The 24,580-nt window shown below is 54.8% G+C and carries 22 protein-coding genes; 1 reads left to right on the top strand and 21 read right to left on the bottom strand.

What is annotated here, in order from left to right:
* Positions 1-127: 127 nt before the first annotated feature.
* The 18 genes from spoIIE to pth form a co-directional block, all read right to left on the bottom strand.
* Positions 128-2,677, bottom strand: a complete 2,550-nt coding sequence (spoIIE, locus tag FPZ45_RS22685; protein WP_144706819.1) for a stage II sporulation protein E — start codon at positions 2,675-2,677, stop codon at positions 128-130.
* Between the two features lie 638 nt (positions 2,678-3,315).
* A complete protein-coding gene (locus FPZ45_RS22680) occupies positions 3,316-3,759 on the bottom strand; it encodes a S1 domain-containing RNA-binding protein (protein ID WP_144706817.1) in 444 nt (147 codons plus the stop codon).
* Positions 3,760-3,886: 127 nt separating this feature from the next.
* A complete protein-coding gene (locus tag FPZ45_RS22675; protein WP_246120549.1) occupies positions 3,887-4,195 on the bottom strand; it encodes an FtsB family cell division protein in 309 nt (102 codons plus the stop codon).
* A gap of 137 nt (positions 4,196-4,332) precedes the next feature.
* Positions 4,333-4,926 carry a spore cortex biosynthesis protein YabQ gene (yabQ, locus tag FPZ45_RS22670; RefSeq protein WP_144706815.1) on the bottom strand — a complete coding sequence of 198 codons (594 nt, stop codon included), beginning with the start codon at positions 4,924-4,926 and terminating at the stop codon, positions 4,333-4,335.
* Positions 4,923-5,204 carry a sporulation protein YabP gene (yabP, locus tag FPZ45_RS22665; RefSeq protein WP_144706813.1) on the bottom strand — a complete coding sequence of 94 codons (282 nt, stop codon included), beginning with the start codon at positions 5,202-5,204 and terminating at the stop codon, positions 4,923-4,925. Before yabP ends, yabQ begins: the two co-directional genes overlap by 4 nt.
* 65 nt (positions 5,205-5,269) lie before the next feature.
* On the bottom strand, positions 5,270-6,343 hold the full coding sequence (locus FPZ45_RS22660) for a lactonase family protein (RefSeq protein ID WP_186438527.1): 1,074 nt from the start codon (positions 6,341-6,343) through the stop codon (positions 5,270-5,272).
* A gap of 105 nt (positions 6,344-6,448) precedes the next feature.
* Positions 6,449-8,149 (bottom strand): hypothetical protein, encoded by a 1,701-nt coding sequence (locus FPZ45_RS22655; protein ID WP_144706809.1) that lies wholly within the window; start codon positions 8,147-8,149, stop codon positions 6,449-6,451.
* A gap of 237 nt (positions 8,150-8,386) precedes the next feature.
* Positions 8,387-8,668 carry an RNA-binding S4 domain-containing protein gene (locus tag FPZ45_RS22650; RefSeq protein WP_144706807.1) on the bottom strand — a complete coding sequence of 94 codons (282 nt, stop codon included), beginning with the start codon at positions 8,666-8,668 and terminating at the stop codon, positions 8,387-8,389.
* A gap of 3 nt (positions 8,669-8,671) precedes the next feature.
* Positions 8,672-8,944 (bottom strand): HU family DNA-binding protein, encoded by a 273-nt coding sequence (locus FPZ45_RS22645; protein ID WP_144706805.1) that lies wholly within the window; start codon positions 8,942-8,944, stop codon positions 8,672-8,674.
* A 195-nt stretch (positions 8,945-9,139) separates the two neighbouring features.
* A complete protein-coding gene (yabN, locus tag FPZ45_RS22640) occupies positions 9,140-10,621 on the bottom strand; it encodes a bifunctional methyltransferase/pyrophosphohydrolase YabN (RefSeq protein WP_144706803.1) in 1,482 nt (493 codons plus the stop codon).
* Between the two features lie 6 nt (positions 10,622-10,627).
* Positions 10,628-12,331, bottom strand: a complete 1,704-nt coding sequence (locus tag FPZ45_RS22635; protein ID WP_186438526.1) for a polysaccharide biosynthesis protein — start codon at positions 12,329-12,331, stop codon at positions 10,628-10,630.
* 174 nt (positions 12,332-12,505) lie between these two features.
* On the bottom strand, positions 12,506-13,048 hold the full coding sequence (gene spoVT / locus FPZ45_RS22630) for a stage V sporulation protein T (RefSeq protein WP_144706799.1): 543 nt from the start codon (positions 13,046-13,048) through the stop codon (positions 12,506-12,508).
* A 299-nt stretch (positions 13,049-13,347) separates the two neighbouring features.
* Complete coding sequence (locus tag FPZ45_RS22625) at positions 13,348-14,337, bottom strand: GAF domain-containing protein (RefSeq protein WP_144706797.1); 990 nt, start codon at positions 14,335-14,337, stop codon at positions 13,348-13,350.
* Between the two features lie 6 nt (positions 14,338-14,343).
* Positions 14,344-14,814, bottom strand: coding sequence for a hypothetical protein (locus tag FPZ45_RS22620; RefSeq protein ID WP_144706795.1), 471 nt, complete (start codon positions 14,812-14,814; stop codon positions 14,344-14,346).
* Positions 14,815-15,311: 497 nt separating this feature from the next.
* A complete protein-coding gene (locus tag FPZ45_RS22615) occupies positions 15,312-16,388 on the bottom strand; it encodes a peptidylprolyl isomerase (protein ID WP_186438525.1) in 1,077 nt (358 codons plus the stop codon).
* Positions 16,375-19,896 carry a transcription-repair coupling factor gene (gene mfd, locus FPZ45_RS22610; protein ID WP_144706791.1) on the bottom strand — a complete coding sequence of 1,174 codons (3,522 nt, stop codon included), beginning with the start codon at positions 19,894-19,896 and terminating at the stop codon, positions 16,375-16,377. Before mfd ends, FPZ45_RS22615 begins: the two co-directional genes overlap by 14 nt.
* A 204-nt stretch (positions 19,897-20,100) precedes the next feature.
* Positions 20,101-20,331, bottom strand: a complete 231-nt coding sequence (gene fin / locus FPZ45_RS22605; protein ID WP_144706789.1) for an anti-sigma-F factor Fin — start codon at positions 20,329-20,331, stop codon at positions 20,101-20,103.
* 81 nt (positions 20,332-20,412) lie between these two features.
* On the bottom strand, positions 20,413-20,982 hold the full coding sequence (pth, locus tag FPZ45_RS22600; RefSeq protein ID WP_144706787.1) for an aminoacyl-tRNA hydrolase: 570 nt from the start codon (positions 20,980-20,982) through the stop codon (positions 20,413-20,415).
* A 126-nt stretch (positions 20,983-21,108) separates the two neighbouring features.
* On the opposite strand from pth, the gene FPZ45_RS22595 reads away from it, so the two are divergent.
* Positions 21,109-21,309, top strand: coding sequence for a hypothetical protein (locus tag FPZ45_RS22595; RefSeq protein WP_144706785.1), 201 nt, complete (start codon positions 21,109-21,111; stop codon positions 21,307-21,309).
* A 73-nt stretch (positions 21,310-21,382) separates the two neighbouring features.
* Here the strand turns inward: FPZ45_RS22595 and FPZ45_RS22590 are convergent, their stop codons facing one another.
* The 3 genes from FPZ45_RS22590 to glmU are packed head-to-tail and all read right to left on the bottom strand — an operon-like array spanning position 21,383 to position 24,455.
* Positions 21,383-22,027, bottom strand: coding sequence for a 50S ribosomal protein L25 (locus tag FPZ45_RS22590; RefSeq protein WP_144706783.1), 645 nt, complete (start codon positions 22,025-22,027; stop codon positions 21,383-21,385).
* A gap of 56 nt (positions 22,028-22,083) precedes the next feature.
* Positions 22,084-23,040, bottom strand: a complete 957-nt coding sequence (locus tag FPZ45_RS22585) for a ribose-phosphate diphosphokinase (protein ID WP_144706781.1) — start codon at positions 23,038-23,040, stop codon at positions 22,084-22,086.
* 17 nt (positions 23,041-23,057) lie between these two features.
* Positions 23,058-24,455 carry a bifunctional UDP-N-acetylglucosamine diphosphorylase/glucosamine-1-phosphate N-acetyltransferase GlmU gene (gene glmU, locus FPZ45_RS22580; protein ID WP_144706779.1) on the bottom strand — a complete coding sequence of 466 codons (1,398 nt, stop codon included), beginning with the start codon at positions 24,453-24,455 and terminating at the stop codon, positions 23,058-23,060.
* Positions 24,456-24,580: the final 125 nt, after the last annotated feature.

Below are 24,580 nucleotides of genomic sequence, written 5' to 3'. Positions count from 1 at the left end.
GCCATTGCTGCTTTTTGCAACAATGAGAGAAACAGCACATCTCAACGCAGGCGGTTGCATCAAAAAAGGGCTGCCCATCGGTCACCGGACCTCTCGGACACCCCTGCTTATCAAGTCCCCCTCCCCCTCAGCTCACCGTCCGCGGCCGCTCCAACCGAGCGAGGCCCGGCCACTTGAAAGCCGCCCACTCCGGATAATGGCGCGTGATCCTCGTGACGACTACCGTCATATCATCCTTCGCTCCGCCCGGATGCTGACGCAGCGCCGTATCGAGAAGCGCATCGGCGATATCCTGCGGCTCGTCGGCATCCAGCTCCTGGAGTACCCTTTTCATCCACTGCTCCTTGTTTACCGCATAGTCAGGCGCGTCCAGAATGCCGTCCGTCATCATGATCAACGTATCCCCCGGCTGCAATTGTATGCTCAGCAGATCGATCTCGATATCGTGCAGAATGCCGATCGGCAAGTTGCTCGCGGCAATCGGAATAATCTCCCTCCCTCTCTTGATAAAGCTTGGCGTCGAACCAATCTTCAGCATCGTCGCGTGCGCCGTGTACAAATCGATCAAAGCCAGATCCACTGTCGCGAACATCTCGTCCGGCGACCTGAGCAGCAGGATCGAATTGACCGACTTGACCGCGAGCCGCTCATCTATCCCGGACTGCAGTAGCTGTTCCAACATCGACAAGGCCGCGCTGCTTTCCATTCGCGCCCGGACCCCGTTGCCCATGCCGTCGCTTAACGCCACCGCGAACTTGCCGCTGCCCAGCTCGACCATGCTGAAACTGTCTCCCGACAGCATGTCGCCGCCCTTAGCGGCGCCGGCCACCCCCGTCTCCACTTCGAAGAGCTTCGCCGAAGCGAACGTCACCGTGCTCAGGTGAGCCGCGGGAACCCCGACTCTCTCGCTGGCGACCGTGACCGTCTCACCCAAAATCTCCGTGAGAATCGGCGCGATCATCTTGCGGCATTCGTCGTAACCGGTACGAAAGGCGTGCACCATCTCAATGTCGACATGTCCCTCCTCCAGGCTGATAATATCTATGCTTTGAATCGCTAATCCCAGATGGTCAAGCGCATCGCGGATCTGTCTCTCTTGCATCTCCATCTGCTTGGCTTCGCGCCGAATTTCTTTCACGAGATCGTCCATGACCTGGGACACGCCGGACAACTGATCCGCTACCAAGAAGCGGCTGTCTTGCAGCTGCTGCCGCCAAACCAGATCATGGCGGTACACTTCGTACTGGCGTTTCAACACGTCGAGCACAAGCGGCGTCTTCACGCATACCCGGCTCCACGACTTCGGCATCTCCGCCGGCATGATATCAGGCCGCTCTTCCACCGCGGTCATCATATCCGTCATGAGCTTGTACGTCTGGATGAATTGCCTGTCCCAGCACAACCCGCAACGATGGCAGTTCGAGCAAGCGCGCTCATGCACCTCGTTCACGAAATGATCGAAATCGCGGTTCTGCATCGCTGGTTCCCCGGTCTGGGTCATCTGGCGAAAGCTGCTCGACAACTGACGGAACACATCGGAGAACCTCTCCACCCGTTCGGCCGTCAAATCTCTCACTCTCCGGGCATAATCATGCTGGAGTTGCGCATAGGATGAATGACTAGGCACGAATTGGGACAACGACTCCATGAGCGAACGCGGAGTGAGCAGCAGCATCACCGCGGCCACGACTGTCGCCCATGTGGACGCCATCGTATCCGACGCGCTCCCTCCGAACAACGCAAGGACGGAAGTACCGAGCAGCAGACCGAACACGGATGCCGCCTTGCCTCCTTCCCGGAGCAATCCGGCCATTAAGCCGCCGAAGGCCAGCAACCCGATCTCCGAATTCGCGCCGACATTGGACAAGGCAAGGATCATCCCTGCGACCACGCCGGCGGAAGTTCCTAGGGCGGGACCGCCCGCAACTGCCGTTACGACGACAAAATAACGAGACAGTATGCCAGCCAGTGAAACCCCGTATATCGTCCAGCCCGACAACCCAGTCAGCAGACAGGCCAACAGAATGGCAACGCCGATCCATTCCTCATGGCGCAATTCGGACGATTTTCCGACCTTGGCAAGAACGGAGAGGGCGTGCACGAAAAGCAGCGTCAGCACGAACGCCAACAAAGCTTCGACAAACGTCAAAACATAAGGAAGCCAGCCGGTGCCGCTAATCAGCAATGCACTAAACAGCTTTACGATCAACGTCGCGGCGAATACGACGACCGGGGCCTGCGATAGATCCGCTTTCTCGTACATCACCAACCCGCGATAGAGTAAATAGATGACCGCGATCTCCGCGCAGATGGCCGCCGGCATTGGATCGGTCGCCCAGAAGCTGCCTGCCGTAAGGGACACTAGCGCCCAGAAAGCCAGATCCTTGCGTAAATAAAGCACGACTCCGAAAAAGGCCGCCGCAAACGGAGCGATTCCTCCTAACATAGAAGCCCTGCCCAATAAAAATCCGGCTCCGACGATCAGCAGCAGCCATTGCTGCGCGCGAACCGCCTCCCCCCACCTCGCCCATATCGAATGCTTGCGAGAATTCCCTTTGGATTTCGAATCGGCGGAGAATATCCGCTTTCGGTACCAGCCCTTACTTTCCCTGCCCGGCATGGAGGAAGGGCCTGTTCCCGTGCGCGGCACGAAAGGAACGACCGACGGCTTGTCCATGATGCACACCCCATTCACAGTTTGAATTGTGTTTTTTATTATAGGGGGGCCGTTATATGAAGTTTGTCAGAAACGGTTGCCGGGAAAAAAGTTTTTTCCGACAGGTTCGGCCGGGATTTGGCGATGCCCCGCGCGGTCCGGTCAAACCTATGGCGCCCATGGCATTCCCCTCTCCACTGCCGTATGCTTGGACAGCAAACCCATCAATTACGACAGCGAAAAAACGCGCTCATCCGACGAGGGATGGCGCTCCTTGCCGCCGGTCCGCAGACGCGAACCGCGCACGCATGCCGGATAGTCGCGAAGGATGCGGGCAAACTATTTTTTCTTGTAAAAGAGGAACTAGAAATACGATGCCTATCATCGTTATTCCGTTCGTTCGCCCATGCTGCTATCGCAATAACGATGTTCGTCACCGTTAATTGCCGATAAATTGGTCATTTGACCGCGATTGTACGTCTAGTAGGATGTTATGCATCGCTATTGGCTAACGTCCACCCGATTAACGATCATTAGCGATGTTTTGCATCCCTATTACTATCCAGTAACCAGGCCCTCAGCATCCATGCCGGAAGCCGCCATAAACAGCAAAGCCGGACCCTAGGGGTCCGGCTCGATAAAATAGCGTAGCTTATATCTTAAGAACGACGTCCTCCGCGTCCGCCACGTTTGGATTCGGTGCTTTTCTTAAGAGAAGAAATACGTTCTTCGCTGTCCTTGAGGAAGCGAGACAATTTGTCATCAAAAGAGGGAGATCTTCCGAAACCACCTGGTTTGGAGGGACGACCACCACGATCGCGAGGTCCGCGTTGTTGCACTTGTTGCATTTGTTGCTGTTCCGGCGGTTTGTCCACGGCTTGACGAATGGAGAGGCCGATCTTGCCATCCTTATCCACGTTAATGACTTTTACCTTTACCATGTCATTAATCTTCAAATGCTCATGAACGTCTTTCACGTAGCTGTCTGCGATTTCGGAAATATGGACAAGGCCCGTAACTCCACCCGTTAAATCCACGAAGGCTCCGAAATGTGTAATGCCGGTAACTTTGCCCTCCAGTTTGGTTCCCACTTCGATGGCCATAAAAACCAATGTTCCTCCCTGAACCTAATTATGCCCAGACGATATAAGTCCGGTTATGAAAATTATATACGACAATCCGAATCAAGGTCAACAGACGTTAGACTAACCATTGGTGGGATGGATTGGGTTATTTGGTCTTGATCGGAACTTCCCCGGGTAAACCCAGCCCATATTCTTTACGGGCAATCTGACCGATATATTCATCGTCGTTCAAACGCGCGACTTGCTGCTTCAATTGTTCGTTCTTCGCTTGGGCCTCGGCTAACTTCTGATTGGCTTCGCTCAATTGACCCGAGCGGTCGCTAATCTGTCCGTATTGGGAGATCAGAACGTAAGCTGCCCAACTCATGAACAGAATCAAGACGAAGAGCAACAGCTTCAATCTTCTGCGCGCACCTGTCGCGGCGGGTGTAACGGTCATCGTGCGTGAAGACAATCCAAGGCCTCCTTCCCAAGCAAGTAAATCATCCATGCCCCCTGACTAGAGAGAGACGCGATCATTATAACACACTGCGCACTTGGGAAAATATCCTTCTAACGATGCAATTCAGCAAAAACACTGTCGAACGAAAGTTACGGTTTTTTCCTGAAAATGTCCCTAATTTGTCGGATTCGCTCGCGAGTTCGCCGATAAAGGTTCACGACCGGGGCGAATTTCCGTCTGACCGGAAGAAGCTTGGCCCATAGCCATCCCCCTAATCTACTCAACGGTTTGAGGAGCAGCTTGCCGATCCAGAGAACTAATGCGGCCGTGACAATAAACAAAACGTCCAGAAGCTTGGCCAACAAACGAACGATCCAGAGAAACGGAACGATCGCTAGCGTATCCGTCAGCTTCCAGACGAACCGGGAGAGGGCTTTGACGATGTCGATCAGCTTACCCGAAAGCTTGACCACAAAACCGCTGAACAAGCCGAAGTAGCCTGTCACGCCGATTCCCAGACCTAAGAAAACATACAGCCGAACCTCGCCTTGATTGTGGTTCAGCAGCACGGAGAACACGCCCAAGGTAGCCGCTGCCCAGTACGCCACGTCGAGCCCGGGAAGGAGCCAGCGTGCCACATGAAACCGGTGGGAGGCGACACGATAGACGTCAAAAACGAGCCCCATGGCGAGTCCGCACAGCATCATGGAGGCGATCGTCATGCCTTGAGCCGCCGCACTCACTTGAACAATTTCCCAAACAGGCCTTTAGACTTATTTCCGGTGCTGCCGTCCAGATAGACGAGGGAATGGATTTGCCCCTCGATCGAGACGAGCCCCTGGTCCAGGCTTAAGTTTTTCATATGCAGATTTTGCCCGCGTACGGTCAAGTACCCGCATTCGGTTTCCAGCAGAAACTCCTCGTTGTCGAAGCTTTCCACATTGCTGACGCCCGTAATATCGAGCGACTTCCGGTTCAGCATGCGGACTTCCTGATGCTTGGCTCCCTTAACGTGCTCCATGGCGCGTCCCTCCTTGCCTTTAAGACTAGCCTATGGGCGCGGCAAGGAAATTAGAACAGCTTGCCCTATCGAATCAGCACGCAGACGGGCTTGCTTACCGCAATCTCCGTTCCGGCATAGATCGGCAAGCCGGATTGCGGTTCAATGCGGAACAGGACGACTGAGTCGGAGTTCTGGTTCGCGGCGATCAACCAGGCGCCGTCGGGAGACAGCGCGAAATTCCGCGGCCATTTGCCCCTTGTCGAGACGTGGCCCGCAGGACGCAGCTCGGCCGTGCTTTCGTCGACCTGGAAGACGGCAATGCTGTCATGTCCGCGGTTGGAGGCGTACACGAAACGGCCGTCCGGAGAGACGAGAATCTCGGCGCAGTAGCTTTCTTCCTTGTAAGAGGCAGGGAGCGTGGACAACGACTCTTGTCGCGTCAGCTTGCCGTCCTCGTGGGTAAACCGCGTTACCGTACTATCTAATTCGTTCACCGAGTATACCGTTTGGCCCGACGGGTGAAAAGCGAGGTGGCGCGGTCCCGCGCCCGGCTCTAGCGAAACGGCGTCGTACGCGGACCACATGCTCTCGGGATCGCGGGCATAGATCATGATCTTGTCCATTCCGAGGTCGGGAACGAACAAATATCGGCCGTCCGGGGAAAAGGCGACCGAATGCGGATGGGGCGCTTCCTGACGCTGCTCGTTCGGTCCGCTTCCGCTATGCCTGAAACGAATGGACGGCGGTCCCGGCCGCGTGTCCGGCGCGATCACGTACATCGTGACGGAAGATCCGCTGTAGTTCGACACGGCCAACCAATCTTCCGTCGGCGTCAGCGTCAGGTGGCACGGATGAGCTCCATGTGTAGGCTGGAATTGTCCCGGTCCGAGCTTGCGCGTCTCCGCGTCGATCGGGAAAGAAGCGATCTGTCCGCCTTCGGCTTGATCTCCGTCCGCGTCGATGTGATCATTCGTCTCGCTGACGGCATACAGACGCGTACCCGCTTTGTTCATCCGCAGAAAGGACGCATCGTCGATTCCGCTATACTCCGATGTCTTGAACAGCTCCCCGGTTGCCGGGATCAATTCTGCCCGCGTGATTCCCGCTTCGTTCTTGGCGCCGTAGCCGCCGATCCATATTTCGAGAGCTCTTGTCATCGCACCTTGCTCCTTCGGATAAAAAATAGAGGCCCGCCCACAAACGCGGAACCTCCGTCTATCATACAACATTTAGCTTTATTCCACAGGGGAAGAATCTTCGCATTATAGCCTGCGGGACGCGCCCAAGAACACTTCCGAGGTCAAAAACCTGCTCAATAGCAATAATAGGAGAACCGGCGGGAGACTGACGATCGCTCCGGCCTGCAGCAGGGTTTCGGGATATTGATGGATATCCACATTGTTTCCTAATACAGCGAATTTAGCAATCGGAGGATAATATTGGATTCTACTAAGATAAATTATTGAATGGATATACGAGTTCCATAGGCAGACGAAATTCAGCACGCCAAGCCCCAATAGCGGTTTCCATACCTTGGGAATGAATAGCAGGAAAAAGGCGCGCATTTCCCCGCGGCCCTCCTGTTCGGCCTGGAGCTTCAACGACGCGTAGCTTGCGTTGAACGTCCCTTTAAGCACGAATACGCCCGTGATTGCGATAATTCCGTTAAATAGCAACGGCAAGACCGTATTGATCATTCCCATCTCCCGATAAACCATAAATTCGTGCAATGTCCCGCCCGTTCCGATCGTCAATGCCAACAACAGCAGGAGCTTGTACAAGCCGCGTCCGGGCAGCTTGGAAACGGTCAAAGGATAAGCAAGCATAATGATTATCATCAAGCCGATCAAGGTTGTTATTCCGTAAAGGAGAAGGAAACCGACGAAATTCGCAGCCGAGAACACATCGGACAATCCCGGACCGCCGCTATCGCCATGAAGGAAAGGATGGACGAACAAGAAATAAAGAAAGAAAAGCACAATCGCCGAATAGAGTGATGCCGCGAGAATTCCGAGTGCGTTCTTCCCCGATGACAAACCGGATTCGATGCCGGCACTCTCGTTGGTCTTCGATAATTTTATCGGAGCTTGTACTGTCCCTTCGGCGAACAGATCCCGAACAAACCACGTACGAATGAGAAAATAGACGATTAGGGTAAAAGCAAGCTGAACCGCGAACTGAAAAACCCACAAAGCCGAGCCCATGCTGAAATTGGCGTTCATAAAGCCGATTCGGAAGCCAAACGTATCCACCGTATCGCCGACCGAGTAAACGATCGGATTGTTCAGCCGGTTAAGCAGCTCGAAATCGGTGGACAAAATCGTGGACAGTTGGATGAGCAAAAAAGCGACGAGCACCCGGAAAGCGGGGTAGAATGAAGAAGTCTGCCGAAATCCGGACGCAAGCGACCTTGAGCGGTAAGCCCGTATCGCGGTTAACGCGAGAAAGACGGGAATGCCGCAGGTTTTCAAAGTTTCCAGCAAATAGACGACCGCCCTGAAGTAGGCGGGATCGGATAAAGGGAAAAAGCCTCCCCCCGATAAAATCGATTGCGACGGCAATAGCAGGTATGCCGCGGTATCTGCGAATACGGCGGAAGGAATGAAATAGGGAATGAGGAATAAAACAACGAACGCATTTCGCAGCCTGTCCGAACGTATTCCGCTAAGAGCGACCGCCAGAAGAAGCGATAGAGCTCCGACGACTCCCAGATAGGATAGCTTAATTGCGAGCGTATTCGTCAGGATGTTCCCGAATTCCCGCATATCGAACAAGGCTTTAAAATTCGCCCAGCCCATCCATTCGCTCCCGAACCACCCGTAAAACGTCTTATAATCAACGAAAGCCATGTAAATGCCGATAAAAAACGGAATGAATTTCAATAATAAAATAACCAGCAGAGGCAAGAACGCCAGCAAATAGTGAAATTTGTACTTCCAAATCCGTTCGAGAAAAACGTTCAACGTATGGGCCTCCCGTGCTCGGCTAGGTAGAACTACTCCGTCAGTTTACACTATTTTCCTTCCTCCCTCTACTAATTTCTCTCAAATATTGATACTTTCGACATTACTTAAAGCCCGCAAACAAGAAAGAAAAGCGCATGCCGCTCCAATGTGAACAGGAGCGGCATGCGCTTTCTTTATGTGAAGTGAGACTAGAATGATGTAGGTTGGACCATAGACGTCGAAGAGATAGACTGCTCACAGTCCAAAAGGATCTTCCTCGCGCTTGCGAGCTTCTTCCTTCAGCACGGTGTAGAGCCCCGTGACGTCTTCCTTGCGGCTAGACTCCGTCAACCGTTCGATCTGCACGGTCAACGTGCGCTGTCCGTATTGGATGTCCAGCACATCCCCGATCTTGACGGTCGCGCTCGGTTTTGCCTCTCTACCGTTTAGAAGGACGCGCCCTTGATCGGACACGTCCTTCGCAACGGTGCGCCGCTTGATTAGCCGCGACACCTTTAGGAATTTATCAAGACGCATTTATTACTTTACGGCGTCTTTCAGTTTGTTGCCCGCTTTGAAAGCAGGAACTTTGGAAGCTGGAATCGTGATGGATTTGCCCGTTTGCGGGTTGCGGCCTACGCGGCCGGAACGGCTGCGAGTTTCGAACGTGCCGAAGCCGATCAGTTGAACTTTGTCGCCTTTGGACAGAGCGTCCGTGACTTCGCCCAGGAAGCCATTCAATACGGATTCTACGTCTTTCTTCGTTAAGCCGCTTTTGTCTGCGATGTTGTTGATCAGATCTGTTTTGTTCATGATAGGGAATTCCTCCTATTGATCGTTACTTTGCGTTCCGCCACGCCTTATAGGCCGTCGGAATCGTTGATTTTTTGATGCATGAAGGATACTATTCTGTCCCTTGTTAAAAAAATCCTGCCAGTTAGTAAAAAAATTTCTCGAAATAGGTAGAAAGTATGGGGAAATCGGCGAATTTTAGATTATTTTTAGGTTCTAAAGGCGCTCTTTCGCCTCTTGCCACCACTCTTCCATCTCTATCAAGCTAGTTTCTCCGAAAGTGCGTCCGCTTATACGCAATTGCTTCTCGATGTATTTGAAGCGCTCCGCGAACTTCCGGTTCGTGCCCGCAAGAGCTTCTTCCGGATCGGCCTTAATGAACCTCGATGCGTTGACGACCGCGAACAGCAAATCTCCGAGCTCATCTTTCTGGCGCTCTAGGGACTCTTCGCGTACCGCGCGTTTCAGCTCTTCCAGCTCTTCTTCGATTTTGTCGAATACGCCGTCCAGATCCGGCCAATCGAAGCCGACGGATGCCGCCTTTTTCTGCACCTTGTGGGCGCGGGGCAGAGCGGGCAAGTCCTTCGGAATGCCGTCGAGAAGCGATTGCCGTTCAGGCGCGCCTTTGCGCTTCTTCTCCTCGGCTTTCATCTGCTCCCAGTTTTTCAACGCCTCTTCGGCATCTTGCGCGTTCTCGCCGCCGAACACATGCGGATGGCGGAAAATCAGCTTGTCGTTCAGTTCGGCCAGCACGTCGTAAACGTCGAAGGAACCGGTCTCCTCCTCCATCTGGCTATGCAGCAGCACTTGCAGGATGACGTCGCCGAATTCCTCCTTCATACCGTCCGGATCGTCCAGATCGATTGCTTCGATCGCCTCGAACGTTTCCTCGATAAAATTGCGCCGGATCGATAGGTGAGTCTGCTCGCGATCCCAAGGGCAGCCTTCCGGACTGCGCAGTATGCCGACGATCTCGTGAAGCCGCTCGAATGAACGCCTGCGAAGGCCATCGTCCTCGCTCGCCGCTATGTAGATCAACATCAGGTTGCCGTAGCTCTCCAATCGGTCAAGCTCGTACAGAGGGACGCGCCGGATATTCTCCTGCCCTTCCACCCCAAGCGCTTGTCCGACGATGATAGGATAGTCGTCCGGATAGACGTTCATCAGCGTCAGTTTGACTTCGGAGGCGGTGTAAACGTCGTAGACCTGACCGATGACGGTGTGCAGGCGGGGCCTTATTTGCTCCCTGGTTAGATCTCCGGCATCGAGCAACTGGAAGCCTTCGATCGGATCGAAGCCCAATCTGGTGAACGCCTGGTCAAGAAAGCTCTCGCCGCCGAGCAGTTTCAGCTCGATGCCGGCTGCCGGAGCCCGCTCTCTGAGAAGCTGCACCGTCCGCTCCGCGACCATCGGATGCCCGGGAACGGCGTATACGATCGTCTCTTCGGGGCGGTCCGCCGCTTCGGCAAGCAGTTCGCTTGCGATCGTTTCATATACTTCCTCAAAGGAATCCAGCTGCTCGTACAATCGGTCGTACGCTTCGAACGCGATGCCCCGAAGCTTCAAGTCCGCGACGGCCGGGTGATCGGCCGTACGTAAGAAACGGCGGGAGGTTTGCTCCAATACTTTAAGCGTGCCGAGCGTGAGCTGGTCCTCTCCTCCGGAGCCGAGCCCAACGATAGTGATCGAGGGTTTCATCTATGATCATCCTTCCTGGTTATCCCGATGAGTCAGGGATCGAATGCGAAGCAGTATGCCATCGGCGCGAGAGCCGGAGATACCCGGCAGCTCGCGCCAGTCGCGCGGAGCGATGGCGCCCGAGGCGACGAGCGCCGCGGCGAAGACGGCGGCCCCAACCGCGACACCCGGCAGGGCGACGAGGAGGGCCGATACGCGCTCGGGCAAGGCTGCGGTCAACGCGCCGAGCCCTAGCGCGGCAAGCGCGACCGCGGCCGCCATCGCGGCCAGCGCAGCGCCGGAGCGCCACGCGAGGCTCGCGCGCGGGGCGGGCAGTTGGACGCGCTGGCGTAAGCTCAGCGCGTTGAGCACGGCCGCCATCGCGTAGGCGATAGCGATGGCGGCGGCTGCGCCCGCGATACCGTAGGCGGGCACGAGGGCGACGTTCAGCGACAGCTTCAGCAGAGCGGCCGCGGCCAAGTTGACGGCGGGCGCTCGCAGCTCGCCCAATCCTTGCAACAGCGCGGCGCTTACCGCCTGAAGCGTGCCGCCCGCGGCGGCTAGGCCGACAAGCGCCATTGCGCCCGTACCGCTGCCGTCGCCGAACAATGCTTTATTGATCGGCGACGCGAGCAACACCAAGCCGATGGCGGCGGCGCAGCCCGCCCACCAAGCCAGTCGCATCGCGAACCGGGCGCGCGAAGTGAACGCCTCTCCATCGCCGCGTGCCCGGGCGGCCGTAAATGCTGGCACGAGCGCGGACGCGGCCCCAGCGGCGCCCATTATGACAAGTTGCAGCAGAGCGACCCCGCGGTTGTAGACGCCGAACTGAGCCAGCGCCCAAGCAGCTTCCTCGCTCCCCCGTTGCAGCAGCCGAGGAATGGAAAAAGCATCGATTAATCCGATTAACGGAGCGACGACCGACGCGATAGCGACCGGAATCGCTACGCCGATAATCCGTTTCAGCAGTGCCCGGCGCGACTCGGGCAGGCTCGCTGGACGAACGGGCGCAGGCGTGTCGCCGTCTGGGCCGAATCGTTTTTTCGCGCCGATCGAGCTAATGACGATCGGTCCGTTCCGGCGGCCTCCCGCATAGACCATCATCGCGAGGAGTCCAGCGATCGCCCCTGCCGACAGTCCTCCGTGAACGGCAGCGGCCGTCGCCGAAGGCGACCACGCGGCGTTCAGAGCCATCGCCAGTGCCGCCAGCATAAAGGCGACGCGCGCGATCTGCTCGGCGAGTTGCGATATCGCAGGTCTAAGCATCTGCATTCGGCCTTGGCGATCTCCGCGCAAGACCGCAGTCGCCGGAGCGAATAGCAAAGCCAGCGAGGACATGCGGATGGCATCCGCTGCGGAATCCGCTCCCATCCACATGGCGAAACGGTCTGCTCCTATCCATAAGATGCTGAACATGATCAATCCGCTAATCGTCAGCAGACCGAGCGCCCATCTGCGGATTCTCCGCGCGCCCTGTTCGTCGCCCTGCGCCGTGCGCTCGGCAACAAGCGCGCTTACGGCTACGGGAATGCCCGCCGAGGCCAGCGTCATCCACATAATCGCCAAAGCGTATACCGCGCTGTACAGGCCGAATACTTCGTCTCCGGCTAAGTTCTGCAGCGGAATTTTCTGCAGCGTGCCGATCAGCTTGGAGAGCAGCGCCGCCCCTCCGAGCAGCGCCGCTCCTTGCCACAGCGTCTTTTTCCCGGCATGCCGGGCCTCGTATTCCATCCGCATCCCCGTTTATTCCCCATTCCCTTGCGCCGATAGCGGCTTCCGATCTCTCCGTTCGTATCCCGTAATATGCATTATAATCGAAAGCCGTACAGCAAAAAAGCTTCCCAGAGAACAGACCGAGCTGCCCGGGAAACTTTTTCGTTCTCTTCGTTCGCGCCGATCCTGCCGCTATTGCTCCATTTGCTTAGCCAGGAACCCCGCCGCAGTTTCTACCATCTTGCTTTCCATCTCGCCCATGCTTACCCCCGCGTCGCGGCTGAGAAGAACGACCGTTCCGATCGGATCTCCGCCCGCCACGATCGGCGCGGCCACGAACGAGCTGATCGATTCGTGCACATCCCGCAATACCTCATAATTGCCGGACGCGGGTTCCAACATGATCTTGCGGTTTTCCATGCAGCTCTCAAGCACGTTCCCAATCGCCTTGTCGAGGTATTCTTTCTTGGAAGCCCCGGCCACCGCGATAAACGTATCGCGATCGGAGATCATCGCGATATGTCCCGTGCTTTCGGACAACGACTCCGCGTATTCCTTGGCGAAATCGCCCAATTCGCCGATCGGGGAATATTTTTTGAGAATAACTTCACCATCGCGGTCCACGAAGATCTCGAGCGGATCTCCTTCCCGAATGCGGAGGGTTCGACGGATTTCTTTCGGAATGACGACTCTTCCGAGGTCGTCAATGCGGCGTACAATTCCGGTTGCTTTCATAACCTTTGTTGCCCCACTTTCATTGGTGTATTCGCTCTGCTGCCGCCGGCGCGAATGACATGCCGGCCTGTATGACGAACGTTTGAACAATCGGAAAAAGGTGTCATGGAATCGTAAGGGTAGTATTCAACCTCTCCCATTTTCTTATGCGTTCGCCCTCTGCTGGAGGAATCATCCAATGAAGCGGAAACGTTCAGAACAATCGAATATCCCGCTTGTCGAGAAAGCGAAGCGCCTCCTCCAGCCCGTCCGGAGCGATCCCGAAAGTATGGCGCATCATCTTCATCCAAACCTGCCGGTCAGTATATTCGTGGACTTGCACCGTATCTTTGGTCTTGACCCACAACTTGTTGTTGATGACGGAATAAGCCGTATCCGGAGTAAACAGCGTTGCCACGATTCTTCGCATGAACGGATTGTCGTTCCGGTAAGCTCCCATCTCCAGCATCCGGTCGAAAACGTTCGCCTATCTTAGCCAGATAACGATCGTCCAGATCGTCGAAAGACTTTTCCGCTATGCCCGTTTCTTCGCAGCAGACGACCCCGATCCGTTCTCCGAAGGCCATGACGGGAAAGGCCAGCAAATGATTCGGCAAATCTCCGCCACCCCATTCTCCCCGGTCCGATCGGCTTGAGTTCGCATATCTCATCTGTGAGCTAATATTTTGCATCCGAATCGGCATATCCCCCGACCCTGCCCATTCTGCAAATCGCCTCATGGACGCGAACGCGGAGCCTTCCTTCTCCGCGCCGGGTATGCCGCGTGAAGCAAGCAATCGCGGCGACTGATCCTCCTCGTCCAGCGCCCAATACGCGGCGCGGTTCATGCCTAACGTCTCCGAGAGCACCTTCAGCAGATCCCCACAAGTTTCCGGAACCGGAGCGAGATGCTGCGCTTCTTCCGAGCATTTCCGAACGGAAAGCACGCGGAAAATCAGCATCGAACGGAGCGGCAGCGGGTTCGCCAATCCGGCCATCCAAGCGATCGCGTCCATATGCTGCCGAACCGACTCGAATAAGGCGCCGCCCGACTCCGCGTGTATATATTCGGCTTCAAGCTCCCAGTGCAACAAGTCCCCCGGCGTCGCGGTCTTGATAAAGACAAGTGGACGAACGGCAAGATTAAGCTCCGTCTTGTTCAGCATTTGATTGGCAATCGCTATGTGCTCATCATCCACTAACCATATTTTCGATAGATTCGCGACGTTAGGCCGCCCGTCTTCTCCGCTGGTCACGATGATCGAGGGAATCGCTCCGCGAAATGCGGACATCATTTGGGACAGCATCATCGACGGTCAGCCCTCCCTTTCATACAACAAAACACCGGCGTCAGGGCCTGGCGTTTGCTGGTAGACGGCCTGCGCCCGGATCCCGATACTCACGCAATCGGCCGGGTTAACGGAGATCAGCGGAGCATAATCGGGAAAATGACGGGACGTCAAACGGATTTGCGCCTCTAGGAAGGATCTGTCCCGGGCGTTCAAATCCTCCTGCCTCTCCAGCTCGCCTTTGACTTGATAGGACTCATTGTCGATGCCGCAAGTTAACAACGCCGCAAGCGCGGTATGCTGCCGCATGCATGCTTGAAGGCGGATCCACTGGCTCTTCAGGATTCCAATCCGGACCAGACCGCCCTCGGCATCGAATCTTGCCGTGTAGCCCCTGCAGCCGAAAGGCGGGCGACCCTCCCCTGCCGCCGCGATATGGATATAGATGGGTACCGGCCGTTCCAGAAATCGGTCAAACGCGACTGGCCACTGCATCATAAGATTGCCTCCGTTACGTCTTCTTCAGCAAAATTATACCATTTCTCGGCGGGATGCCTATACGCTTAGAGAAGAATAGCAGAGTGACAACCCGGATTTCCTAATTAGCGATGCAAATCATCCTATTTACTCCTAACCCGTGCCTCACAAGGCGAAAGTACGATGTTTTTCATTGCTAATAAGACCCGGGAACGAAGAAAAATAGTGCCACGCCGTTACTAGCGATGTTTTGCATCGTACTTGCTCCCAACCCGTGCCTCACAAGGCGAAAGTACGATGTTTTTCATTGCTAAAAAGACCCGGGAACGAGAAAAAGTGGTGCCACGCCGCTACTAGCGATGTTTTGCATCGTACTTGCTCCCAACCCGTGCCTCACATGGCGTAAGTACGATGTTTTTCATCGCTAATCCGGCCCGGGAACGAGAACGAACAAAAAACGCGCCCGGAGCTTCATCGCCTTGTGGCGGTTGAAGTTCCGAACGCGTCGGTAGTTTGCATTATTTTGCGGACGCCGAAGGCGAAGCGCTAGGGGATTCGGACGGAGACTCACTAGGAGCGCCCGACTCGCTTGGGCTTGGCGACGGCTCTGGCGGCAAGGTGATCTTGATGCCGAGCTTGTCCTCTTGTTCCTTCATGTAATCGCTGAATTTGTTGCCCGCTACTTCCTCGATAATGACGTCCTTCGCTTGCTGCGAAAGCTTGTCCGCGGAAGAAGCTTCCTCGCGTTTTTCTACCTTGATTACGTGGTAGCCGAATTGGGTTTGCACCGGATCTCCGATCTCGCCGATCGGCTGCTTGTTAGCCGCATCCTTGAATTCGCCGACCCATTTCTTGGCAACTTGATTCTCGTACAAGCCACCGTTATCTTTCGACCCGGTGTCCGTGGAATACTCCTTAGCCAGAGCAGCCCAGTCTCCTCCTGCTTCCAGCTTGGCTTTGACTTCCTCGGCTTTCTTCAAAGCATCCTCGTCCGACATGAGCTCGGCGCCCGAATTCGGATCGTTCGTTCCGATCAGAATATGCCGGACCGTGACGACGTTGTAATCCGACGGCGTCTTGTCGAATTCCGTTTTGATTTCATCGTCCGTCACTTGCTTCTTCAGTTCATCTTCCTTAGCCTTATAAGCGCTTTGCAGTTCGGCCGTTTCTTGGTACATCGCGACCGCATCTTTCACGGATAAGCTGTCCGCGTCCATTTGTTTTTTCAGATCTGGATTCGTCTTTCTCGCTTGCTCCAGCGTTTTCTTGAACGAGTCCGCCGCCGTTTTGGCTTGTTTCTTATCTTCGTCGGAGACCGATTTGATTAACTCTTTGTTGATGATATATTGCTTGATGATCTGTTCCTTAAACTGAGGAATCGAGGCGTACATTGCCATCTGATTTCCAAGAATCGAGCCTTGGAACGCGATATACTTGTCGAACTCCTTGTCCGTAACCTCGCCGCCGTTGTACGTGGCGATTACGGTCGCTTTCGCTTCTTTCTTGCCGCATGCGGAGATCAATGCGACGAGCATGACCGCTGCCAGCGCTAATAAAGCGAGCCGGCGATACGGCATGCTTCTATGGTGCAACATCCTGTAGTTCCCCCTTTGATTTTGTCGCTTCTTTGTATTGTACCAGAAAGTCCTCGACGAGCGCCAACAAAGCGTTCTCATCGAGCCCTCGTACCTTAAAGCGCGCGAGGATCTGCTGGTCGCTGGTATCCGCGATCATTCTTCCCTGAAATTTCGCTTCCAACGCCTTCAGCTTCTTCCGGTCGACATCATCGCGACGGCGTTCTTCCAGCTTTAATGTCACGTCATCGCCCCTGCGAACGATGGACTCGATGCCGTATTTGCGTCCATATACCTTCAAGCGGGCGACAGCCATCAAGTTAAGTACCGCTTTTGGCGGCTCGCCGAACCGGTCGATCAGCTCTTCGAACAAATCCTCGACGTCCTCGAGCGATACAGCTGCCGCGACTTTCTTGTATATCTCGATCTTCTGGATACTGTCGTAAATATATTCCGGAGGCAAATACGCATCCACGCCCAGGTCGAGCTGGGTGTTCACCGGCTGCGGCGGAAGAGCCTCGCCGCCCAACTGCAGCTTGCGGCTTTGGATTTCTTCTGCAAGCATCTGGGAGTACAGATCGAAGCCGACCGATGCGATGAAACCGTGCTGCTCGGCACCAAGCAGATTTCCCGCTCCGCGAATGGACAAGTCCCGCATGGCGATCTTAAAGCCGGAGCCCAACTCCGTAAATTCCTTAATCGATTGCAGGCGTTTCTCTGCGACCTCGGAGAGCACTTTATCCCGTTGATAAGTAAAGTACGCATAAGCGATCCGATTGGAACGTCCGACGCGGCCCCGCAGTTGATACAACTGGGACAGCCCCATTTTATCCGCATCGTGCACGAGCAGCGTGTTCACGTTCGGGATATCGACGCCGGTCTCGATAATGCTCGTGCTAACCAACACGTCATATTCACCGTCCAGGAAGTCCAGAATCGTCCGTTCCAGCTCTTGTTCGGACATTTGACCGTGCGCGACGGCGATGCGAGCAGCCGGTACGAGCGCGCCGATCTGTTCTGCCATCTGGTAGATGCCTTGCACGCGGTTATACAGATAATACACCTGTCCGTCCCTCGCGAGCTCCCGCTCCACGGCCTCGCGTACAAGCGTCGGACTGTATTCGACCACGTAGGTTTGCACGGGGAACCGATTCTCCGGCGGTGTCTCGATGACCGACAGATCCCGCACGCCGAGCATGGACATATGGAGGGTGCGCGGAATCGGCGTCGCCGTTAACGTCAGCACGTCTACGTTCGTCTTGATTTTCTTTAGCTTTTCCTTATGGGTGACCCCGAAGCGCTGTTCTTCGTCAACGATCAGCAGCCCGAGCTCCTTAAACACGATATCCTGAGACAATAATCGGTGCGTGCCGATGACGACATCGACCGTGCCAGCCTTTAGCCCTTTCATCGTCTCGGTCTGCTCCTTGCGGCTCCGGAAGCGGCTCAGCACTTTAATGTTAAACGGATAACCGGAAAATCTCTCGCGGAAAGTCTCGTAATGCTGCTGCGCCAATATCGTCGTCGGCACGAGCACGGCTACCTGCTTGCCTTCGATCGCCGCTTTGAACGCGGCTCGGATGGCCACTTCCGTCTTCCCGTATCCAACGTCTCCGCATAACAAACGATCCATCGGCCGAGGGATCTGCATGTCTTTTTTGATCTCGGCAATCGCCCGAAGCTGGTCGGACGTCTCCTCGTAAGGAAACATCTCCTCGAATTCCTGTTGATAAGGCGTGTCTTCCCCGAAGCCGAAGCCGGTCGTTGCTTGCCGTTCCGCATACAGCTTGATCAGATCGTCAGCGATATCCTGCACGGAGGAACGAGCCTTAGACTTGGCCCGGTTCCATTCCGCGCCGCCCAGCTTGCTCACTTTCGGTTCTTTCTCTTCGTTCCCGATGTATTTCTGGATAAGATCGAATTGCTCTACCGGGACGGAGAGCCGGTCGCCTGCCGCATAGACGATATGAAGGTAATCCTTGTGAATGCCGCCCACTTCCAGCGTGCCGATGCCCAAATACTTACCGATCCCGTGGTTCTGGTGGACGACGTAATCGCCGACTTTCAGCTCGGTATAGCTTTTGATCCGTTCCGCATTGTCCAAGTGGCGATCGACGCGTCTGGCTTTGCGCTGCTTCTGGCTGAACATCTCACCTTCGGTAATGACGACGAGCTTGATCGAAGGCAGCTCGAAACCGCTCTGCAAGTTGCCTTGCAGAATTTCCGGAGGTTCGATCTGATAGTCTTCCAGAACCCTGCGCATTCTGTCCGCTCGCTCTGCATTTCCCGCCAGCATCAGAATCCGCACGCCGCTTTTGCGCCAGCGCTCCGTTTCCGCTTTCAGAACGTTCATCTGGCCGTGGAAGTTCTGCATTGAGCGGTAGACGAAGTTGATGATATTTTGCGGTTGCGTATGAGGTATTTGCCGAACGAACAACGACAAATACACCGTTTGGAAGCCCTTAGGATACAGCGCCTGCTCCGCGGAAACGGCGAGTACGTAACCGGGCAGAGATTTGCCCTGCTGCAGAAGATGGGTCGTCCACTCCGACTCGTCGCGCTCCAATTGGCGCGCGGTCTCCCCAAGCCTGTTCGGCTCATCCATCAGCAGAATCGTCTCTTTAGGAATGTAGTCTAGCAGCGTCTGTCGTTCCGGATAGAGCAGTGAAATATATTTGTAAATTTCGGGAAAATACACGTTTTGTCGCAATAGCTCGATTTCCCGGGAAATCTCCGAATGAAGCCTTTCTTTGGCCTGACGGTCTGTCATTCGCTCCAACTGCTGATCGAGCAAATCCCGCGCATGTTGAGCGGCGTTCTGGAATCTTCTCTCCACCGCAATCCATTCCCTGCTGGGCTGGACCGTATAGGCTTCGAGCTTGTCGATGGAACGCTGATCAGTTGGATCGAACGTCCGGATGGAGTCGATCTCGTCGTCGAACCATTCGACTCGGTATGCAATCGCGGACGCGAGCGGGAAGAAATCGACGATTCCGCCGCGCACGCTCATATGCCCTTTCTGCTCAACCCGGTCCACTCTCTCGTATCCAAGCTCGACCATTCTGCGCAGGAAATGCTCCATAGGCAGAGTCTGGCCCACGCCGAGATCGATGCGGGCTTCGGACATCGTCTTCAGATCGGGTTGAAATCTCCGAACCCCTGCGAACGGCACGACAATAACGCCGCGGAAGCCTTCCGCAAGCTTAAGAATGACGTCCAGACGGCGCGCAGACGTCTCCGGACTAGATATCGCCGTCTCAGCGGCGATCAATTCGTTCGCCGGGTAGAGCAGCACCTCTTCGGACGAGAGACATTCCTGAAGATCGTCAGCGATCTTCTGCGCCGAGAACATATTATGAGTAACGACGAGAATCGGCCGCCCGATTTCCCGATACAAGCCGGCAATCGCCGCCTGGCGCGCGGAGCCGGACAAGCCGGCGACAAGCTGCTCCCGCATCCCGCCTTTGAGCCCTTGTATCACGCTAATTAAATCGGGATCCTTGACTAACGATTGGATTAGTGGCTTCATGGCATTTCCCCTCTCCAAGACCAACGCTTCATCCGTTCATCGTGCCTTCTGCCCTGCGAGCCATGCTTCCGCAAGTTCGTTCGTCACGGGAAAGCTGAAGCCATTCTATAGTTCATTCGTTAAAACTTCCGCGTAAAATCAAGAAAAAAGCCCCGGCACATGCCAAGGACTCCTTAAGGATGTCGGAACGTGATGCTGTCGGCGTTATTGCAACGGATTGGAAAGCAAAGCAAGCTCCGGATGCGTCTCCAACGTTTGGCTGCAATATTCGCAGATGACCCGTACGGTCACGTCCCCGTTGGAATTATACGCTATTATACGCTTTCGCTCTTCGGGGGTCAAGAAATGAAGGCCCAGCTTGTATTCCGGAACTTCCGAATTCTCGAACCGTCCGAGCGGCATGCCGCAATGTCGGCAAATATAGTTTACAGCCATATGTATGCCTCCTGGAGTAAGCTTATGCGGCATTCCCCGCGTCTTCTCTCCATTATGCCCGTAAACCCCGACTTTTAAGCGTCAAGATCCTTTCGCGTTATATTTAGCCATCGTTTGTTCGAACGAATGGCCCAGCGCGTACTCAATTGCGTCGCAAGCTTCCTCTATCGATTTGCGCAGCGCTTCCTGTTCCGACTTGGCGAATTTGGACAGAACGTAATCCGAGATGACGATTCCCGGTTCCGGCCTTGAGATTCCTACGCGGACGCGGTTGAAGCTTTGAGTACCTACATGCTGAATAATCGATTTAATGCCGTTATGTCCGCCCGGGCTTCCTTGGTATCGCAGACGAATCCGGCCCACATCAGTATCCAGGTCGTCGTAGACGACGATCAAGTCTTCCAGTTTTACCTTGTAATAATCCATAAAAGCGCGCAGGGATTCGCCCGACAAATTCATGTACGTCATCGGCTTAAGCAACGCCGCTTTTGTATCTCCTACTCGCGCTTCGCCTACTAAGGCTTTGCATTTCTGCGCAGAGACATCGATGCCCCATCTGCGCGCCAGTTCGTCAACGACCATAAATCCCGCGTTATGCCGCGTATGGGCGTAAGACGATCCGGGATTCCCCAATCCGACTATCCAACGCATATCCCAGCTCATCCTCCTGATGTAAACTGAACAAAAACTGAAAAAATAATCGATTGATGCAACGATTCCCGCTTTCCGCGTGTCCTACATTTTAAACACACTTTTCGAAAGGGGGGGTGAATTGATATGTATATGAACGGCCAGATGATCTATGAAGATCGGCACTTCCTAGATCATATGTCTTCCCAGGTTCCCGTGCAAATCTATTACGGTCAGCGGCACAGCGACATCGGGCTCATCGAATATTATGGCAAAGAATTCGTTCAGGTCAACAATATTTTCTACAATCGCAGGCAATTTACCTTCGTTTCGCGTCCGGGATATTAACGATCTGTTTCAATGCCGATTCGCTTTTACCGTCGAAAGGGGCCGCGCAGCGAGCGCGGCCCCTTTCCCTGATTCAGTCCTTCTCCACTGCTATGGCATTTTCTCTATTTTTCCGGTTCTCTTCCACTTCGACGTCCATATCGTCCAGCTCGTCCTCCGAACGTTCCTTCTGAGGAGCGAGAACGGCGACGACAATCGTCTCCGGGTCTTGCGTAGAAGTCACCCCGGAAGGTAGCTTTAACTCCCCGACGGTCAGATGATCTCCCATGCCAAGTCCGCTGACATCCGCTGCGATCGCATCCGGAATATCCTTCGGATAACATTCGATGTCGATCTCGTGAAGAACGAGCTGCAGCATGCCGCCTTCCTTCTCTCCCGGAGACGCGCCGGTAATATCCACTCGCGCTGACGTCGCGATCTTCTCGTTCATATTGATTTTATGAAAATCGATATGCGTCACGTGCCTGGAAATCGGATCCCTCTGCAAATCGGACATCATCACGGGCTGCCGTCCTGTTCCAGGGATATCGATGTCGATAACGGCATAAGGATGGCTTCTCAGCATTGCCTCGACATCTTTGGCGTTGACCGTGATGGCGGAGGGGGCGCTAAGGCCCTTACCGTATACGACTCCCGGAACATAGCCAGTAGAACGGATTCGCCGTAAATCGCCTTTAGTGGAAACTTCGCGTAATTGCGCCTGAAGCATCGGACTCATTCCTGTTTCCTCCCTCGAAAGCGGTATAGCTTTGTTTTACCCCAGGGAGGAGATCATTAAACATGCGGTTCGAACAGCTTGCTAAGCGACTGCTGCTCATGGACCCGCACGATCGCTTCCGCGATCAGCGGCGCCACGGACAATACCTTGACTTTATCGGTTCCGCAAGGCTGCCTTAGAGGGATCGTATCCGTAACGACGATCTCGACGAGCGGCGAGGCCTCAAGACGTTCGATCGCCGGGCCGGACAAAACCGGGTGCGTGCAGCATGCATAGATATCGGCAGCCCCCGCTTGCTTGAGTGCGTTCGCGGCCAATGCAATCGTACCAGCCGTATCGATAATATCATCGATCAGAATCGCCGTTCGGCCCGACACGTCCCCGATAATGTTCATCACCTCGACGACTCCGGGCTCCGGCCTGCGCTTGTCGATGATGGCAAGCGGAGCCAGCAGCGTATCCGCCAATCTGCGAGCCCTCACAACTCCGCCGTGATCCGGAGAGACGACGACCGGAGACCGCAGATTTTTGCTATGAAAATAATCGCCCAGAATGGGCACGCCTAACAAATGGTCTACGGGGATATCGAAAAAACCTTGAATCTGCATCGCATGCAAATCCATGGCGATTACCCGATGAGCGCCCGCGGTTTCGATCAGATTGGCTACAAGCTTAGCCGTGATCGGATCGCGGGAACGGGCTTTACGGTCCTGTCGAGCGTAACCGTAATAGGGCAGCACAACGTTGATCGTCTTGGCGGAGGCTCGCTTGAGCGCATCGACCATGACAAGAAGCTCGATCAGATGATCGTTGACCGGAGCCGACGTCGATTGGATAACGTAGACGTCAGCCCCTCTGACGCTGTCATCCAGTCGAATGTGGATCTCCCCGTCGCTGAAGCGGTTCATGACGGCATTGCCTAGCTCTACCCCGATATGCTTCGCAATCGATGCGGCCAGTTCCGGATTGGAGCTGCAGGAGAAGAGCTTTAAGGTTGGATCCGAATAGACCATCGAATTACCGCCTTTGTTTATTCGGTGTCTTTATCTTTCTTCGATCGGGCGCGGGAGCGAATTTTATCCGCATACCCCGGTTTGTTGACTTGGCGCTCCCGCGCGATGGCGAGATCGTTATCCGCTACATTGTGGGTAATGGTGGATCCCGCGACGACATACGCTCCGCTGCCTATTTTGACAGGTGCGATCAGGTTCGAATTGCTTCCTACGAAAGCATTGTCGCCGATTTCGGTAATCGATTTATTATACCCATCGTAATTGGCCGTAATCACGCCGCAGCCGATATTCACGCCCTTGCCGACGATCGCGTCGCCTACGTAGCTCAAATGCGGCACTTTGCTATGTTCCCCGATTGTCGTGTTCTTAATCTCTACGAAATCGCCGATCTTCACATAGTCTCCGAGTTTCGTTCCTGGACGCAAGTATGCGAAAGGACCAACTTGGCATTCCTCTCCCAGTTCCGCCCCGTCCGCCACCGACTGGCGCACCGTTGAACCGCTGCCGACGATCGTATCGTTAAGATCTGCCGACGGACCGATCACGCAATCGGAACCGATTGCTGTCTGTCCGCGGAGAACGGTTCCCGGGTAGATAATCGTATCTTCCCCTATCGTTACCGTAGCTTCGATATACGTATTATCCACATCGATGAAGGTCACGCCATTCAATTGATGTCCTCTATTAATTCTGGCTTTCATCAGCCGTTCGGCTTCTCCGAGCGCGATGCGGTCGTTCACTCCGAGCGCCTCCGCCGAATCGGAAGCCAAATAAGCGCCGATCGTGTTGCCTTCTTGCTGCAAAATACCGATGACGTCCGTCAGATAATACTCGCCTTGGGCGTTGTTATTGGTCACTTTCTTGAGCGCTTCGAACAGCATGCGGTTATCGAAGCAGTAAATTCCCGTATTAATCTCCTTGATCGCGGCCTCTTCCAGAGAACAATCTTTATGTTCAACGATGCGCAGCACTGCGCCATCCGCTCCTCGAACGATTCGGCCATAACCGGCCGGTTCGGCGAATTCGGCCGTGAGGATCGTAGCCGCAGCTCCTATGCGCGTATGCAGGTCGACCATCTCGTTCACGGTCTCCGCACGCACAAGAGGCGTATCCCCGCATAGAACGACGGTTACGCCTTCTTCCTGCTCCATCATCGGAGCGGCCTGCAGAACGGCATGTCCCGTCCCAAGCTGCTCCGCTTGCAAAGCATATTCCGCTGCGTCGCCTAAAGTAGCCTTAACCGCCTCCGCGCCATGTCCGACAATGACGACGGTTCGTTCGCATGCAGCCCTCCGTGCAGTATCCAGAACATGCTCCACCATCGGCTTGCCGCATACGGAATGCAGCACCTTATATAATTTCGATTTCATGCGCTTGCCTTGACCGGCGGCAAGCACGATCGCCATTTTCTTCATTTGTTACATACGCTCCTTTCCTTCCATCCCCTGACAAAGAACTTTCTTCAGAATCATAGCTTATTCTTGCCAAATTGAAAAGGGAGCGAGCTGCGGTCCTCTTCTCATTTTTTTCAGAATCTTAA

Source organism: Cohnella terricola, from assembly GCF_007786475.1.
GTDB classification, from domain to species: domain Bacteria; phylum Bacillota; class Bacilli; order Paenibacillales; family Paenibacillaceae; genus Cohnella; species Cohnella terricola.
The sequence above is the reverse complement of the archived record's forward strand: the minus strand, read 5'-3'. Positions and strand labels throughout refer to the sequence as shown.